Annotated in this window: 18 protein-coding genes; 8 read left to right on the plus strand and 10 right to left on the minus strand. The window is 62.5% G+C overall.

Going from position 1 to position 16,099, the window contains the following annotated elements:
- Window positions 1-36: 36 nt before the first annotated feature.
- Window positions 37-378, plus strand: a complete 342-nt coding sequence (locus tag DJ74_RS15695; RefSeq protein WP_217900344.1) for a hypothetical protein — start codon at window positions 37-39, stop codon at window positions 376-378.
- Here DJ74_RS15695 and DJ74_RS15700 read toward each other — a convergent pair.
- The 5 genes from DJ74_RS15700 to DJ74_RS15720 all read right to left on the minus strand — a co-directional run bounded on the left by DJ74_RS15700 (window position 363) and on the right by DJ74_RS15720 (window position 5,026).
- On the minus strand, window positions 363-1,040 hold the full coding sequence (locus DJ74_RS15700; protein WP_094527855.1) for a hypothetical protein: 678 nt from the start codon (window positions 1,038-1,040) through the stop codon (window positions 363-365). The two genes, DJ74_RS15695 and DJ74_RS15700, sit on opposite strands and share 16 nt — an antisense overlap.
- A 2-nt stretch (window positions 1,041-1,042) precedes the next feature.
- Entirely contained in the window at window positions 1,043-3,022 is a 1,980-nt protein-coding gene (locus DJ74_RS15705; RefSeq protein WP_217900345.1) for a nickel-dependent hydrogenase large subunit, read from the minus strand.
- 1 nt (window position 3,023) lies between these two features.
- A complete protein-coding gene (locus DJ74_RS15710) occupies window positions 3,024-3,269 on the minus strand; it encodes a hypothetical protein (RefSeq protein ID WP_094527856.1) in 246 nt (81 codons plus the stop codon).
- A gap of 9 nt (window positions 3,270-3,278) precedes the next feature.
- Window positions 3,279-4,358, minus strand: coding sequence for a hydrogenase small subunit (locus DJ74_RS15715; RefSeq protein ID WP_094527871.1), 1,080 nt, complete (start codon window positions 4,356-4,358; stop codon window positions 3,279-3,281).
- A gap of 113 nt (window positions 4,359-4,471) precedes the next feature.
- Window positions 4,472-5,026, minus strand: a complete 555-nt coding sequence (locus DJ74_RS15720; protein WP_254922187.1) for a hydrogenase maturation protease — start codon at window positions 5,024-5,026, stop codon at window positions 4,472-4,474.
- Between the two features lie 102 nt (window positions 5,027-5,128).
- Here DJ74_RS15720 and DJ74_RS15725 point away from each other — a divergent pair, with 102 nt between their 5' ends.
- The gene (locus tag DJ74_RS15725) at window positions 5,129-5,509 is read left to right on the plus strand and encodes a hypothetical protein (RefSeq protein WP_094527858.1); all 381 of its coding nucleotides are present in this window, start codon (window positions 5,129-5,131) and stop codon (window positions 5,507-5,509) included.
- A gap of 54 nt (window positions 5,510-5,563) precedes the next feature.
- Complete coding sequence (locus tag DJ74_RS15730) at window positions 5,564-6,148, plus strand: hypothetical protein (RefSeq protein ID WP_094527859.1); 585 nt, start codon at window positions 5,564-5,566, stop codon at window positions 6,146-6,148.
- A 113-nt stretch (window positions 6,149-6,261) separates the two neighbouring features.
- Here DJ74_RS15730 and DJ74_RS15735 read toward each other — a convergent pair whose 3' ends face one another.
- Entirely contained in the window at window positions 6,262-6,834 is a 573-nt protein-coding gene (locus DJ74_RS15735; protein WP_094527860.1) for a hypothetical protein, read from the minus strand.
- 429 nt (window positions 6,835-7,263) lie between these two features.
- On the opposite strand from DJ74_RS15735, the gene DJ74_RS15740 reads away from it, so the two are divergent.
- Window positions 7,264-8,088 carry an IS5 family transposase gene (locus DJ74_RS15740; RefSeq protein ID WP_094527861.1) on the plus strand — a complete coding sequence of 275 codons (825 nt, stop codon included), beginning with the start codon at window positions 7,264-7,266 and terminating at the stop codon, window positions 8,086-8,088.
- 18 nt (window positions 8,089-8,106) lie between these two features.
- Here DJ74_RS15740 and DJ74_RS15745 read toward each other — a convergent pair whose 3' ends face one another.
- Entirely contained in the window at window positions 8,107-8,799 is a 693-nt protein-coding gene (locus DJ74_RS15745; protein ID WP_094527862.1) for a CPBP family intramembrane glutamic endopeptidase, read from the minus strand.
- A 242-nt stretch (window positions 8,800-9,041) separates the two neighbouring features.
- Between DJ74_RS15745 and DJ74_RS15750 the strand changes: the two genes are divergently transcribed.
- Genes DJ74_RS15750 through DJ74_RS15760 form a run of 3 tightly spaced genes read left to right on the plus strand, consistent with a single transcriptional unit; the run spans window position 9,042 to window position 12,041 of the window.
- Window positions 9,042-10,349: an MFS transporter gene (locus tag DJ74_RS15750; protein WP_094527863.1), complete on the plus strand. Its 1,308-nt coding sequence runs from the start codon at window positions 9,042-9,044 to the stop codon at window positions 10,347-10,349.
- Window positions 10,346-11,218, plus strand: a complete 873-nt coding sequence (locus tag DJ74_RS15755; protein WP_094527864.1) for a hypothetical protein — start codon at window positions 10,346-10,348, stop codon at window positions 11,216-11,218. The genes DJ74_RS15750 and DJ74_RS15755 overlap by 4 nt, the downstream gene beginning before the upstream one ends.
- A gap of 52 nt (window positions 11,219-11,270) precedes the next feature.
- The gene (locus DJ74_RS15760) at window positions 11,271-12,041 is read left to right on the plus strand and encodes a YqjF family protein (RefSeq protein ID WP_254922185.1); all 771 of its coding nucleotides are present in this window, start codon (window positions 11,271-11,273) and stop codon (window positions 12,039-12,041) included.
- Between the two features lie 972 nt (window positions 12,042-13,013).
- Here DJ74_RS15760 and DJ74_RS15775 read toward each other — a convergent pair.
- Window positions 13,014-13,625, minus strand: a complete 612-nt coding sequence (locus DJ74_RS15775; protein WP_176451366.1) for a CPBP family intramembrane glutamic endopeptidase — start codon at window positions 13,623-13,625, stop codon at window positions 13,014-13,016.
- A gap of 171 nt (window positions 13,626-13,796) precedes the next feature.
- Complete coding sequence (locus DJ74_RS15780) at window positions 13,797-14,687, minus strand: CPBP family intramembrane glutamic endopeptidase (RefSeq protein WP_176451367.1); 891 nt, start codon at window positions 14,685-14,687, stop codon at window positions 13,797-13,799.
- A gap of 284 nt (window positions 14,688-14,971) precedes the next feature.
- Between DJ74_RS15780 and DJ74_RS15785 the strand changes: the two genes are divergently transcribed.
- Complete coding sequence (locus DJ74_RS15785) at window positions 14,972-15,775, plus strand: CPBP family intramembrane glutamic endopeptidase (RefSeq protein WP_176451368.1); 804 nt, start codon at window positions 14,972-14,974, stop codon at window positions 15,773-15,775.
- A gap of 94 nt (window positions 15,776-15,869) precedes the next feature.
- On the opposite strand, the gene DJ74_RS19455 is transcribed toward DJ74_RS15785, so the two are convergent.
- The coding region (locus DJ74_RS19455; RefSeq protein WP_141212731.1) for a CPBP family intramembrane metalloprotease at window positions 15,870-16,099 on the minus strand (230 nt) is incomplete at its 5' end.

Raw genomic sequence — 16,099 nt, forward strand, 5'->3', positions numbered from 1 at the left:
GACGCTCTCGCACGAATGTCTCAGGGTTCGACGGACATGACGCTCGTGCTCCGGTCTGCAGCACTGGCAGAACTCGACGACCCGCCAGCGGCGGTCGCGGACGCGAGGACCTGGACCCGGTACGTCGGGATTGTCGCCGACGGCTCGCCCGACGCACTCCTCGCCGCGCTCGCCCGTCGGGACGTGGAGGTCGACTTCGTCGGCGAGGACCCGATCGCCGACCTCGCGACGGTCCGCCAGCGATTCCCAACCGAGCGACACGTCTTCGTCGGCCGATCGGACGAGGACCGGCGCACTGCGCAGTCGCTCGGACTCGAGTTTCTCCCGCTCGCCGAGGCGGCGACCGAGGCCGGGTGGGCGCGTCAGTCCACCGAGTAGTCCCGTTCGAGGCAGTCGAGCACCGTCTCGAGGAGGGTGTCGAAGCGGTCGGCGACCGCCGGGCTGAACTCCTCGACGCTGAACCCCCAGGAGTCGTAGGACGGTTCGATGTCGACGACCGTCGAGCCGGCGGGGAACTCGCCGAGCGCCTTCGTCGTGATTACGACGTTCTCGACGGTGTTACTTCCCATCGCACACTCCGCGAGCCGGTCGACGATGTCGCTCTCCGGAACCGGAACGTCGGCGGTCGGATAGGTGCGTATCCGGCCGGGGTCCTCCGAGGAGGTCCCGGTGTTCAGTCCGTCGCCCCGCTTGCGCGCTCCCACGACCACGACGGTGTCGTACTCGCCGACAGTGATCGTCTGGTACGCCGCGATCGGGGTGTGGCTGCAGTCCGCGACGGCGACGTCGGGCAGGTCACAGGTCGCGAACCGATCGGCGACGACGTTACCGACCGCGAGGTCGCTCAGGTAGGGATACCCGACCCCGACGACCAGTTGCGACGCACTCTGCTCGCCCGCGATCAGCCCGGCGGTCGTCCCGTACGACCGTCCCTTGCTGTGACCGTGCCCGCTCCCGGGGCGGGACTGCTCGCTGACGGACTCGCCGCGCTCGGCGGCGGCCTGTGGATCGAGCGGCCGAGAGCCGTCGCCCTCGCCCATGGTTAGTCGTCGGCGAGCATCTCCCGGAGCGTGACCTCCGCCGGCTTGCTCTCCGAGTCGGTCGAACAGCCACAGGTCGTCATCGTAACGTTCTCGCTGATGACGTCGTCACCGCCGGCCGTGTACATGTGGACGGTACAGGGCATACACGGATCGAAACTCCGGACCCCCCGCAGAATGTCTATCGCGGAGAAGTCCTCCTCGTCGTCGAACTCCTCGAGGATCGGAGTGTTCATCGCTCCGACCTCGAAGGGGCCGGACTGTCCGAACGGCCCGGTCGGCGAGGAGTTCCACGTGCTCGGCGTGACGATCTGGTAGTTGTCGATGACACCGTCCTCGAGCGTGAGGTGGTGGGTGAGGAAGCCGCGCCCGGCCTCCCAGAAGCCGACACCCCGGTGTGTGCCGCGCTTGGGGATCGAGAACTCGGTGTGGACGGCGTCCTCGCCCTGTTTCAACAACTCGAGGGCCTCGATGAAGCCGGTGTAGCAGACGAGTGCGTGGTGGGCCAGCGCGTAGGCCTTCCCGCGGAGACGCTCGGCGGCGTTGAGGCGATCCGGAACGTCCCACCGGAGTGTCATCTCCTCGAGATCGGCCTCGGGCAGGTCGAACTCGATGCCGTCGCCGGTCGGCCGGATGAAGGGGTTGTCGACCTCCTCGGCGAGCGCGGTGGTCCACAGGCGGGCGTGGGGACAACATTCCATCGTGTGGCGGTCCCACCGCGGGGCTGTGCCCCACGTGTAGCGCTCCCGCCAAGACTTGCCCTCGGGTTTGGGCCGCGTCTCCTTGTTCCAGGGGTGGTACGGACTGAGCGGGTCGCCCGCCGGGGACGTCTCGAACGGCACCGCCTCGTCGGTCCAGTCCTCGTAGTAGGCGTGGTCGACGAACTCCTCCATCCCCATGTCGATCTCGGTCAGGTCGGTCGTCACCAGCTCGCCCTCGACGATGACGCCCGGAGTCGCGAGGCGGGCGTTCCCCCACTCGTCTGCGTCCTCGTACCGGGAGTTGTAGACGTCGGGGTCGTCGTACACGCCAGTCCCGATCATGTTCTTCGGGTGTTCGCCGACGTGCTCGAAGCCGGGTTGTTCTTCGAGCATGAAGTCCATGAGGTCGTCCCACAGGAAGGCCACCCGCTTAGCCCAGTCGAACATGTCGTCCAGCCGGGTATAGAACTGGGTGAACGAGGACCGCGAGAGGGTCGTCGTCACGCCCCCCGGCGCGATGGTCGACGGGTGCGGGTACTTGCCGAGCATGAGCGACGCCATCTGGCGGGCCTTGCGCGTCCGCTCGAGTGCCGAAAGGTACAGCTCGCCCTCGAGCGGGTCCAGCCCCTCCATGATCTCGCCGACCGTCTCGTAGCCGTGGATGTCGGCGTGGGGTGCCGCCGTCTCCCGGGCCGTCGCGAGCAGGTCGGGGTTGGTGTCCGCCATCATCGCTGCCGAGTAGTCCGGCCCCGCGAGCAGGTGCAGGTGCAGGGAGTTGTCGTAGAGGAAGGCGGCGGCCTGCCCCATGTTCCGCGTCCAGACGCCCATCGGCGGCGGTTCGACCGGCAGTGCCATCTCCAGCGCCATCGACGAACAGATGGAGTGGACGGCCCCACAGACGCCACACGCCCGACTCGAGAGATCGATGGCGTCCCGCGGATCGCGGCCCTCGAGAATGATCTCGTAGCCCCGAAACAGCGTCGCCTGTGCGTGTGCCTCGCGGACAGTCCGTTCTTCCAGGTCGACGTTGGCGTGGAACGCGAGGGAACCAGCGACCCTCGTGACGGGATCGATGTCGATATCGTGGAGTTGCTGGCCGCCCTCGCCGTCGGCCTCTTCGAGGCCGGCACCGTCGGGGCGCACCGAGTCTGGCTCGTCACCGGTCATCTCGGCGACCCGCTCGGCCGTCGAGCGGTGGGTCTCCTCGACGCGGAAGGTCTCGCCTTCGGCCGTCCGGTACGATCCGTCGTCGGCCCGCGTTATCGGCAGGTTCTCGAACATGTCAGTGTATCCGTGTCACGGAGTCGGCGTCCGCGTCGTCGGTTCGCGCCCCGCTACCAGTTTCGATTCGCTCTACCGCACGGTCGGGTAACTCCTCGACGATCGCCCCGAACCGCTCCTCGGGGCTCAGATCGTCGTCGGGAGCGGACACGTCCTCGAGGAACTCCGCCCCGCCCTCCTCGACGGAGTCGGACAGGTGGGCGTTGCCCGCAGCGTCGAACTCGACCGGGAACTTGTCCAGGCACATGGCTGCCGATCAGTCGTCTCCGGTCCCCCGTCCGGGCCGCCGTTCGAGGCCACGCTCGGGGTCGTAGTTCGATCCTCTCTTGAGTTGCCACTGGTACATCCGCTCGACGACCCCGGGTTCGCCCCACCGGGTCGATTTATCGAGCTTCTCCATTGAACTCCGGCGCAAACGTGACATGATCCCGCCCAGAATCGAGGAACTGACCGTCGAGATCTTCGATCCCGGGGGCTTCTTGAAAAACGGCGTGAACTTATCCGGGAAGCCGGGCATCGTGCAGCCGATACACTTGCCGCCCACGTTCATACACCCGCCGACCCCGTCGAGGTTCCGGCGGGAGGGCATATTACACTTGACTGTCGGTCCCCAACAGCCCTTGCTGACGAGACACTTCTCACTGCCGTACTCCTCGGCGAAGTCACCCTCCTCGTAGTAGGCTCCGCGATTGCAATTTCTGTGGACCGTCTCGCCGAAGAGCCACTTCGGACGCCCGAGCTCGTCCAGTTCGGGCGGCGGACCGAATCCTGCGACGTGCAAGAGAAGGTGGGCGACCGTCTCGATGAAGTTGTCCCCGACGGGGGCACACCCCGGGACGTTGATCACCGGTAAGTCGAGTTGACTCCGGTAGTCCCGGCCCAGGTAGTCCATCGTCCCCATAGCATCTGTGACGTTCCCCTGGGCCGCGGGGACGCCGCCCCACGTCGCACACGTCCCGATCGCAACGACAGCAGCGGCCCCGGGGGCGAGTCGATCAAGCCAGTCGACCGTCTTGACCGGTTCACCATTCTCGTTTTTCCCCATCGACACCCAGTAGCCGTCGCCCTCAATGAGGCGTTCGTTCGGAACGCTCCCCTCGACGACGACTATGTACGGGTCGCGTTCGCCGGCCACGGCGTCCCGCATCCCGTCGACGTACGCCTTCCCGGATTCGAAGGCGAGTTCGTGGTGGTGGAGGTTGACCTGTGGCAGATGTGGGACGTGGCCACGGAGAAGGTCCTCAATCGGTGGATCGGTCGCCCCGAGCGTCGCGATCGAACAGCCGTCACAGGCCTCGCCGGGGAGCCAGAACACGTCGATCTCCTCGAACTCCATCGGTTCGGACGCCGTCTCGGCCTCCGGGATCGTGCCACCTGTACTCATGGGCACCCGTTTGTGTTTCTACGGTATTAAACGTGTATGCCCCAGCAGAACGGCAGAGGGCACCCTCACTGGTCAAGGAGTTCGTCGACGATCCGCTCGACCTGATCGGCGGCGACCGGCACCGCCTCTCGGACGGGCGGGCTCAGTCGGTCGGCGAGTTCGTCGGTGTCGGTCGGCTCACAGCCGACCAGGACGACGACGTCCGGCAACACGCCCAATGCCTCGCCCAGCACGAGTATCTTCGACGGGTCGGTCTGGTGCATGTCGGCGGCGAAGCTCGCCACCTCGCGCTCGGAGTACTGGTCGATGTCGGGGACCGACGCTCGCTTGACGGTGACGGTCCCGGGGTCCTCGCCCGTCTCCATCGCATCGACGAGGACGAACGCGTCGTACCCGTCGAGCAACTCCTGGGCCATGCTGACGCCGGAGATTCCGACTTCGACGACATCGACCGACGGCGGAAAGTCCCGGTCACGGAGCGCATCCGCCACTGCCACGCCGAATCCATCGTCGCCGCGCAGCAGATTCCCCATACATGCGACCAGTATCTCCATGCCGGGTCTATCGGCCCAGCCGACTCTTGACTCTTGCCCCGTCGCACCGACACACTCGTCGATCACCAACCGGAGCACTGTCCTGGCGGGACGCGACTCCGACAGACCTCCCGGTTGGACGCGACCCCGACGGTAGTTTTTTGCACGTTCCGGCCGGTATCAGCCGGTATGGATTCCGAGTCGGATGGCGGTTCGCTAGACGCCGTCGTGCTCCGCGACGAGATTCTCGAGGCGACGTACTGGATGCTGAACGAGGAGGGGATCTCGACCACGATCGAACCGGCGGATCTCGCCCCGTTTCTCGATGCGGCCGACGACGACGTCGATCTGGCGTTCGACCGGCTCGCCGACGACGGCCTGCTCGACCGCGAGCCCGACGGCTACGCGCTGACCGACCGGGGCGAGTACGAGGCCAAGCGACGCTTCGCCGACACGTTCGGTCACGTCGAGGAGAGCCACTCACACGTCGAGTGTGGCCCAGACTGCTGGTGTCACGACCCCGAGGCCGACGAGGATGACGTCTGCCAGACCGCACCGGCGCCGGAGTGAGCCAGCCGGCGTGACGGGACCCGTACCGCGGCCGTGGCCGGGGTGTCGACCGGAATGAGCGGGTCGGAGGTCCTCTACGAACTCCCGCAGTTCCGCGACCGACTCCGGAGTGAGGGGGCTCTGCGCGTCTCCGAGGCTGTCGAGCACGACGTAAGCGGGGTGGTCTACCACCACCGTGGTGCGCGGGTCCCGGGCCACGAGGCAACATTCGTCTGGGAAGGTGGCCGGTTCAGTCTCGAAATCGACGCCGTCGGCGACCGACACGCGTGGGTTGTCTTCGAGGACGACGCCGGCTGGGACGTGTTCGTCGGCCGGCTCGCCGGAGACCCGCCGTTCGTCGCGTGGATGTGTGACGGCGAGTTCGAGACCGAGGAGGCCGACCTGGTGTCGGAGAAGACCGAGGCGATCGGCTACGGCCGGTTCTCCTTCGGGTGTTACCTGCACGGCGAGTCGACGTGGCGCCAGAAGGCCCGGCGAGCGTCGATGTCGACGGCACCCTTCTTCCTCAACAGGCCCGACGGACGAACCGTGGTGCCCGATGGGTCCGCGACGCCCGACGGCGCGGTTCCACCCGAACTACGCGGCGAGGACCCACCGGCACACCTCGGGCTCCAGCGCGTGAGCATCGGCCACGAGTGAGAACAGCCCGGAGACTGCCAGAGCGGACCCTCAGGTTCGTCGCCCGCTCCCCGACCGCGGCCCGACTCCGGGGTAACGACGTCGAACGCGCTACCCGTCTCCCAGTCAGGTGTTCACTCGAGGAACGAGTCCAGTTCCTCGAGTGCGTACTCGCGCAACTCGACAGTCCGGTCGGCCAGTTGGTCGAACGTCTCGACCGGGGCGCCGATTCTGAGTTTCAACCAGACGTCGCCGTCCGCCTCGACGAACGACAGCGTCTCCACGTGTGGCGTCGGATTGTCGAACTCCGACGCGGCGAAGGCCTGGATCTCCTGTTCCAGTTCGGCCTCGAACGCGGCGGGGACGATGTCCGCAGCCTCTTCGGGGAGGCGCAGTTCGTCGGGCAGGCGTGCGCACATCTCGAGAGCCGAGACGTACGCCTCGGTCTCCGTCCCGCCGAGACGCGTCGATCCCGGCGTCCGTGCGTCGTTCGGTCTGCCTGCCGTCACGTCCTGCTGGACCTCATGGGGTGGGTCCCGACCACCGGTCTCGAATTCGGGAATGTCGTCCATCGACGGCTTCTCCCAGGTCGGGTCTTTTGGCTCGACCGTCCCCGCATACGAGACGTCGATGTTGGTTTTTTGCTCGTCCTCAGGGTGGTCCGCGTCCGAGGTGTCCGCGTCGGCATCGTCATCTCGGTCAGTCATCGATTCCCCCTTCGTGAATGACGAATATGAGTCTGTGGTCCGTACTTGATCTCGAAGCAGCCTGCTCGCAGGAGGTCAACGAGATCCTTGACGGTGATGTCCCTCTGACCGATCTTCGCGAGCTGGCACTTATCCTGGCATATCATCAGCCCGAATTGCTTGCCCAGGCTGCGAGAGAATGGGGCGCTGAAAGCGCGTAGACTGTTTCTCTCTATCCAGTCGTCGGCGTTAACCGAGGTTCCTCGATTCTAAGGCGAACACTCAATTACTCATGACATCGAATACCACACAGGATGGCGGGGTTCCGCCAGGCGGGGAACGAGCGGGTCAACGTTTTCGAGGTTGATGAGACTGCTCTGTTGAATAGCGATTTTATCGGTCGATATCACGGGTTTAGAAGGGTGAAGTCGAGGAATTCGATCCTGTCCAATGGAAATCGATATCCTCGACTTCGTGGAAGAGTGTCGGCACCTGGCTAAACAAGCGTTGGGGAAGCACGCGGGCGAGCCCGCCAGCGGCGGGTTCGCCCGCTGGAAGCACGTCGCCATTCACTGTTTTCGGCGTGAAGAGGGCCATAGCTTCCGTGAAACCGAAAACCGGCTGGAGTACATGACCGAATTGCTGGAGGTACTCGATCTTGAGGACGGAGATATCCCTGACTTCACTACACTCAACAAGTCGTTCGATCGGTTCAAAATGTGGGTCTGGCGGGCGTTGCTGCGCGTTTCAGCGCAGCAACACCCGCAGTCTGATTACGTCGCCCTCGACAGCACGTTCTTCGACCGTGGCCACGCTTCCGCGTACTACCGTACTCGGTCTGATCGGTCGGTAGAAACACTCAAAGTGACGACGCTGTCTGATACAGAGTCACTTGCCGTTCTCGATGTGCAGTGTCACGCCCTATGGAGGCATGATACGAGGACTGGTCCGCAGATCGTCCGCCGGAACGCGGACGATCTGCACACTGTCGCCGCCGATAACGGGTTCCAAGACTGGCACACCGAATACGACATTGCTGCGCACGATCTTGACTATCTCGTTCACTACCGTGGTTCGTCACTGATGGCAACCGCGAACAACGCGCTCATCCGGTCAAAACGATACTCTCAGCGCTGGATGGCAGAAACATCCTACTCGACAACGAAGCGCTCGCTCGGCGACGCCGTGCGAGCGCTGGACTGGTATCGACAGTTCCGTGAAATCGTCCTAATGTTCGCCATTACTAACATAGAATCGCTCTGTGAGCCGCTCTAACCATGACTCAGCATCTATTCAACAGAGCACTGTTTTGTAAAACAAATAGCCGAACACCAATCCCGCTACTGTCGTCGTCAAAACGAGGCTGACGGCTTCAGTCACGGCAGCTCCCATGGTGAGATCACCCGTAATCAGACTCTTTACCGGCCAGACTGCATGCCAGAGGTCGAACAGGGCGGCCTGGAGAAGGTTCGCCCATCGGAAGGACAACGAACACATGAAGTGAGGGAGCATGACGCCCCGAAAGAGCCCCTCCTCCATGAAGGAGTTCACCACATTTCCAAGGAGGAGAAACACCGTAAAGACGACGCCACCTTCCAGCCCGGTTTTGGGATCGATAGCGACAAACACAATACCCGGCGACTGGTCAGCCCCGCCAAGAGCGACGTACTGAAGCCCGAATGCGGCCACGAAGATAACACTAGTTCCGACACCGCCGATCAGGAGTACCTCGTTGATATCACGACGATGGAGACCAATTGAGGTAATCGTCTTTCCAACGGCCCAGATGTAACCGAGTACGAGGAGAAACCCCAGGAGTTTCGAGAGGATGATCTCTCCGAGGAGTTCGTCTAAACCGAGAACGAATATGTCGATTATCCGGAAGAGAAATGCTACCAGTAAGAGCGAAATTGAGACGATAAACGGGTGTTGCTGGGAGATTCTGTACAGCTGTAATTCCCTCGCGCCGTTCCAAAGACCGATCATATTTGGCGATTCTCACCCTGTCTTGAGATTGACCATTGTTCCGCTCCTATGAAAGATATTGCTGATAGAGAGCATTCTGGCAGCAGGACCGTGTCCTTATGGTTATTCTGTTGGGGTCGCTCCAACTTCGCCTTGTTGGCTCCGGGCTGAGTCATAGGTGAGTCATAGGTATTCCAGTAGGCAAAGATGCCGACACCGTTTTTAATAGATGTCCGTACACAGGACGTGTCAGGGAAGTTCGAATGGAATTCGTGACGTACGTCCGGAAAAGGCGGTGGACGACGGTGTCCGGGTACGTGCTGTTCGTCGCGTTGATGGTCGCCGGCTACTACTACAACATCACCTTCGTTCAGCTGGGACTCATCGATCTCGGGACACGCCTCGTCGGGATGTCCGAGACTGCCGTCTCGATGTGGATGGCGGCGCTGGCGCTCGTGACGCTCGCCGTCGCGGCCGTGACCGGCGTGACGATGGACCGCCGCGGCTGGAGCACGGATCTCCGAACGAAGCTCCAACTCCTGTTCGGTGTCGTCTGCCTCCAGTTCGCGCTCACGCTTGTCGCACCGATGGTTCGGACCGTTCCCGCGTTTGGCGCGTGGATCGTCCTCGCGTCGCTCGGGCTCGGGGTCGGGTTTCCGGTCTCGTTCTCGCTTGCGATCGACCTCGTTCCTGTGCCGGACCGCGGGTACGTCGCCGCGGCGATCACGGCGATCGCGTACTTTTTCGCGAATGCGATTCCGCTCTCCTGGTCAGTCGATGTCTTCAGCCAACTGATGGTTGCTGCGATGGCGCCGGGCATTCTTGTCCTGGGCGTCCTGTCGTTCGCCAGCTTCGACCGTCTCGATGCAATTCTCGACATCCTCGGCGAACAACAGGAGAGATACGGCACCGGTCGGTTCTGTCACGGAACCATGGTTCGGGCGCGGAGTCTGGCCTTCGTCGTCCCGGTCGTCTTGATGTTCGGCGTCTTCTTCATCGACAGCCTCGGGTTCCTCCGGATCATCGACACGCCGTCGCTCTTGCTGAGTTCCTGGCAGTCGCCCGACCTCTCGACGCGGCTGTTCATCGCCGTCGCACACGTCGTCGGCGCCGTGATGGCCGGCGTCATCTACGCGAACTACTCGCTTTCGCGCGTCTTCCTCTGGACGTTCGCGCTGTTCGCCCTCACGCACGTCATGTACACGTCCGACCTGCGAATCGCCGAGGTGTTCCCCACGCTCGCCGGCGGCGGAGCCTCTCCCCTGAATCCCGCCCTGTACGCGATCGCCGTGAGCTTCTACACGACGCTGAACTTCGCGCTCTGGCCCGACCTTTCGACGCCAGATACGATCGGTACCCACTCTGCGATCGGGATCGGCGTCGCCGGGTGGCTCGCTACGTTCTCGAGTACCGCGCTCGCGCTGTACTTCCAGGCAGTCGATCTCAGACTGCTCTCGCACCTGAACGTGGTGCAGGCGCTCTCCTTGCTCCTCTTGTTCGGGCTCGCGGTCGGCCTGTACGCCAGACGGATGGTCGAACTCGCTCGCGAGCACGGAGGTGTGAATGTATGAGTCCAACAGAAGCCATCCCGCTGCTCATCGTCGTCCTCCTCATGATCTCCATCGGTGGGGGAGACGTCCAGGAGATGTCCGTGACGTTCCAGGGCGACAACGGTGTCGACTCCCTTGCGGATGTCCACGTCGTCGCCGGCGGGACCACCACAGTCCCTGAAAACGTGACTGTCGACGGCGACATCTATATTATCGGTGGGACCGCAGCCATCGACGGCACTGTCGACGGGGATATGACGCTCCTCGACGGGAATCTCTCAATAGATGACGGCGCGACCGTGACCGGAACCCTCCAGACCTATTCGGGATCCGCTGCGGTCAGTTCGGACGCGTCGGTCGGGCAGCTCTCGCGATTCGAGGCACCTACCCCGTCGAGTTCGCCCGCACAGCGGGTCGGAGCCTTCCTCCTGCAGTTCCTCGTCCTCGGTGCGTTCGGGTGGTGGCTCGTCAAGCGGCATCCACTCCTCTTCGAGAACGTCGGCGCAGCCATCACCGAACACGCGCTCGTCAGCGGCGTCGTCGGCAGCCTCGGTGCAACGACCCTCCTCGTCCTCTTCGTCTACATGGCATTTACCCTCATCCTACTCCCGCTTGCAATCGTCGGGCTGTTCGCCGAGTTCCTCATCATCCTCTACGGCCAAGCAGTGTTCGGGTACCTCATCGGGACGCGCCTCCCGATCGAGCGCGATGGCGTCGCGACGCTCGCCGGGATCGCCGCGTTCCTGCTCGTCCTCGAGCTCCTCGGGGTCGTGCCGTACCTCGGCGGGGTCGCACAACTGGCCGTCGCTGTCGTCGGGTTCGGCGCCGTCCTCAACACGTACTTCGGCCTCCAGCGGTTCGAGCCTGTCACCATCCCGGGAGGAACGTAACCATGCACTCAGCACTCCACGATCCGAGTATCCGAACCGAGGTGGCCAATCGATGGTAACCACATTCCACATTGGCTGGCGACACGTTCTGTTCGCGAACTGGCCCGTCGACTCCGACCTCCTCAACCCGCACCTCCCGTCGACGCTTACGATCGATACGTGCGACGGCGACGCGTGGCTCTCCGTCGTGCCATTCACGAACGTCGACGTCCGCCCGACGTGGGCCCCCGAAGGCTGGGGGCTCCCACTCCCGGAACTCAACCTCCGGACATACGTGTCCCACGACGGCCACAGCGGAGTGTACTTCTTCAGCCTCGACGCCCAGGGTATCCTCAGCGTCGTCGGCGCCCGCCTATTCCATCACCTCACGTACTACGCCCGCTGTTCGCTCACTGAAGCTGATGGCGATATCCGGTTCCAGAGCAGGCGATTTCACCCCGGCGCTCGCCCCGTTCACTTCGCCGCGACATATGGTCCATCCAGTCCGGAACTCGACGTACAGTCAGACTCGCTCGAAGAGTTCCTCACCGAGCGCTACCGATACTACACAGAGGCACAAGACGGCTCGCTGCGGTACGCAGCCATCGACCACGAGCCGTGGCCGCTGTACGAGGCCGACCCGACGATCGAAACTAAGACGCTGTTCGAGGCTAATGGGTTCGCCCACCCCGAGACCGAGCCCGTGCACTACTACAGTCCCTCGTATCACGATCGTCCCCGCGAGTGCGTCGACGCTGGAGACTGTCTCGCCCTCCTTGATGACAATGGTTCCGGAGGCCCCCTGAACGGACTAGGCTGCCACGACACTCGTTGCTGTCGATAGGAGCAGCATCACGACGAGGAGGACCACGATGCACCGGCGCTCCGCTGTTCCGAATGATATACACATACGATTAATGTCAACTTAATTGCTTAAAAATATAATGTGAGTCAGAGGCGCTGGAGTTCCCCTTCAGATCCAATCATGGAGGTGACCTCTTCTTCCGGGCGATGGCCGACGTTGAACACAGTCAATTCGAGGACGCCGACGACCTAGGGCCAGTTCTCGTGGGTTGTCTCTGACGAGTTTGCGGGAGAGCACCTCATTGCGGTCGCCTGCCGAACCTCATACAAGGCCATGCAAAATGGCGTGACATAGACATATGTCAGGAGTACCAACTGTATGCGGCATCATGGCGAGGATTCGGACTGCTCGTAGCGCCACCACTCAGTACTGTTGGCGAAAGTGGAGTTACAATCTTAGGCTTGTAATGAGCGCAGGCAGGTCGCTGAAGACGACTCCGACCAATCGGCCACCAGAGCATCGATCACGGTTTCCGTCGCGGTGGAGAGACGGTCACATCGATGGGAATGCCCAAGAAACGGGGGAAGCGGGAAGAGTACTAAATGACTGTGACGTTCAGACCAGACTCCAGCAGTATGACGGGCCTGTTCTGCTCGTGAACGGTGAAGAGGATACGCTCAATGTCCCGAACGCGAAACAGTTCGCGGCTGAACTGTCGAATGTAGTATCTGGGGTGATCGCTGACGCCGGCCACCTGTGTAATCTGCAGGCCCCCTCGGCCTACACAGAACATATTCGTGGTTTCATTCGAGTGTATTGTACGTCCCGGTCGGGCTGAGGTGGTACAAGACAAGAACACTAGAGCGGCTGCAAGCAGCGAGCGACAGGCGGCAGCTGACCGACTGCTGATAGACAATCTCGCGTACCGGAAGAAACCGGGGGCCGCCCGTTATGTCTGTCGAGATCTCGCCGAGCCAAGGCCCCGGGAGATCAATGTGGGAGATGTGACCCTCACCCGATCAGGCCATGTGCGATGCCCGGAACCAAGAGCCGGCCGCGTCGCTTCCGAAGCCAGCCGTACACGAGGCCGCCGGCAAACGCGGTCAGGAACAGGTACCACGCAGTAAGCGGGTAGTACCCCACGTGTGCGATGGAAAACACACCGGCTTGGACGACAACCGCCGGCCACTCTCCAAAACGATGCCCGATGGTCGTCTGAAGGAACCCCCGGAAGAGTGTCTCTTCCTGAAAGGCAGCGACCGCGAAGCCGAAGGCGTACAGGAGCAGTGTCCCGACCAGCGATGGAGCTTCTGCAACCGGAGCGTCCTGAGGCGGTCCGAACGTCGACTGAAGGCCCAGTGTGAGCCCTAACATCACGAGGAGAGCGAGAATGAATCCGACGATACCCCAGAGGAGATCTCTGCGGACGTGATCGCGGTCAATCCACCACGCGACGATATCGACACCGACCCATCGTGTGAACCCCAGATATACGAGTCCGACTGACCCGACGAGGACCGAGACGAGAATTAATGCCCCGAATTGGATCGGTTCGTTGAGGGTCGGTTGTGACCAGAACGGTCCCCACAGAATCGCCCGCATACCGATGAACGCGACGATCAAGACGAATCCACGACGAAGTTGCTGTCCGCTGAACGAGTCATCGATAGATTCGGTCGATGGGGCCGGTTCATTGTCTCGTTGTTCAGTAGACATGGGCTATTGTCTCATCGCGGGCGGTGTGCCTGTATCGTACTTCCGTTCGGAGATCGGGTTGCGGGAACAGAGCATATCTCATCCCCATGGCGACAGCGGTTCCCCGGTCGTGATCTCGTTCGCAGCGACGAATCGGTCGTGGACGACACAAACGAGAGTCAGGAGAAACGCGGCAGCGATGCCGACCACGCCGACCGGGCCGATAAGGAGATTCCCTGCGCCAGTGAGATACACGAGCGACAGCGCGCCCAGTCCGTTGAACGCGCCGTGAAAGAACGTTGCGGCCAGTACGGATTCAGCCCGGACGGTCAGGTACGTGTACACCGGCGTCATCGCGACCATTGCACCAGTCATGATAAAGACGCCTGCGACCGGTGCGTCGGGGAAGTTGTGTCCCTGGAGGATGATCGGTGCGTGCCAGACCCCCCAAATCACACCCGTTATGCCCGAAACCTTCCAGAATCCGAGCGGTGACAACTCATCGAGGAGGAGGCCACGCCAGCCGAGTTCCTCCCCGAGGGCGGCGAGCGCGTTAATCGTGAGCCCCGCGATTAGTCCCTGAAGGACGAGCAACAGGACCGGTGGGAGCGGCGTCGCCGTCAGCTGGGCGACGGCGGCGTCAGCCTGTTGCTGTGTGAGGCCCAGATCGAGGAGGTATGCACCGTAGTCGGTGGTAAACGAGACGTCCGGTAAGAGTACCCCGATCCCGACCATTCCAGCGATGAGCGCGATCGGTGTCACCCACGCGACTCCAACCCACCGAAGTCGTCCGAGTCGTAGTCCACATCCCGTCCGAATCGACTCGCCGGACCGCCACTGGACCACGATCGCGGCGATCGCGGGCGCCCACATGAACGTGAGCGTCACCAGCGCGATCCCGCCGAGCGTTCCGAGGTCAACCGCTGCGAGATAGAGCACAGCCGCACTCGTCCAAGAGATGCCGAACGCGAGCGCGAGAAACGTGCTCACCTTTCGTCTGTCGACCTGCAGCGAATGTGTCTCCGAAACCCGGGTAGCCACCGCTGAGCCGGGGCTATCTTCCGGATTCACAGCTGGATCGTGTGAATCAGAGCTCATAGTTAGTGTTGGCTGAGAGGGGTTATATAGCCAATTCGTGTTTCTCAGACCCGAGGACGTGGATATATCTTCATCACATCTGAACGAGAATCTCACGACGGGAAGTGGTACGAATGGGTGCTGAGAATCAAGAGCGTCAGGGCCTAAAACCTGGCAGACTTCACGACAACTGGTGGGTGTTCATCTCCTTCACGCTACTCACCTACCTCTTCTCGTGGGGGATCTGGACCGTAATGGCTTCGGGAGTGTTTCCGCAATCGTTCGACGCAATACTGGGTAGACTCGGCGGGTTCGGCCCGCTCGTCGGTGCGCTCGGCGTGCTCTGGCTTTCGGACTGGAGCGTTCGCAAGTGGTTCACGTCGAACGTGACGGTTCGGCTGCCGTTGCGCTGGTACGGATACGCGCTCTTCGTGCCGCTGCTCTTGGTCGGTGGTGGTGGACTCGTTCACGCCACGCTGTTCGGGGAGACGATAGGGTTGGACTCGCTCCCCCCGTTCTGGGTCTACCCAATCAATCTCCTCATCGTCTTTTTCATCGGTGGCGGGCAAGAGGAGTTGGGCTGGCGCGGATTCGCGCTCCCCGCGGCACAAGATCAGCTGTCCGCGTTCTCGTCGAGTCTCCTCGTGGGAGTGATCTGGGCAGGCTGGCATCTCCCCCTGTTCGTGCTGCCAAACACGCCCCAGGGAGACCTTCCGTTTCTCCCATATCTGCTCGCAGTGGTCGGGCTGTCGGTCGTGTCCACGTGGCTGTACAACGGCAGCGGCGGGAGCGTCCTGATACCAATGCTGTTTCACGGCGGGATCAACCCCATCGGGGCGTACTTCCCGACCGGCGGTGTTGATGCGGTAACAACTCTCTCCGGCTACGGTTCCTACGCCCTCGTCGTGGTCGCGTTTGCGGTCGTTCTCGCGATCGGGACCGGAGGTACCGACCTCGCCGGACGGTCGCGAGTTACGCTCGCCGACATCGTCGCTCGTTGAGCGACGAGAAGCGATCGTGGCGCCCGCTCACCGGCACCTCCATACCCGATACAAGGAAGGCGAGTGAACAGTGATACACGGATCGCTCGTCCGGTTACTGCAGGATGGTACTGATTACGGTCGCGAGATTGTTCGAGAGATAGTGCCCGAGTATCGGTGCGGCGAGCGTCCGTGACTTCATGTAAAGCAATCCGAGGAGGAATCCCGTCGCGGTCTGTGCAGTCAGTCGGAAAGTGGCCACGAGTGGATCACTGCCGCTTGCCACCCAGAATGGTCCGAAGAAGTCGTTCGGGATGTGACTGATCTGCTCTGTTGAATCCGCAG

This window comes from Halorubrum sp. Ea8, from assembly GCF_002252925.1.
GTDB lineage: Archaea > Halobacteriota > Halobacteria > Halobacteriales > Haloferacaceae > Halorubrum.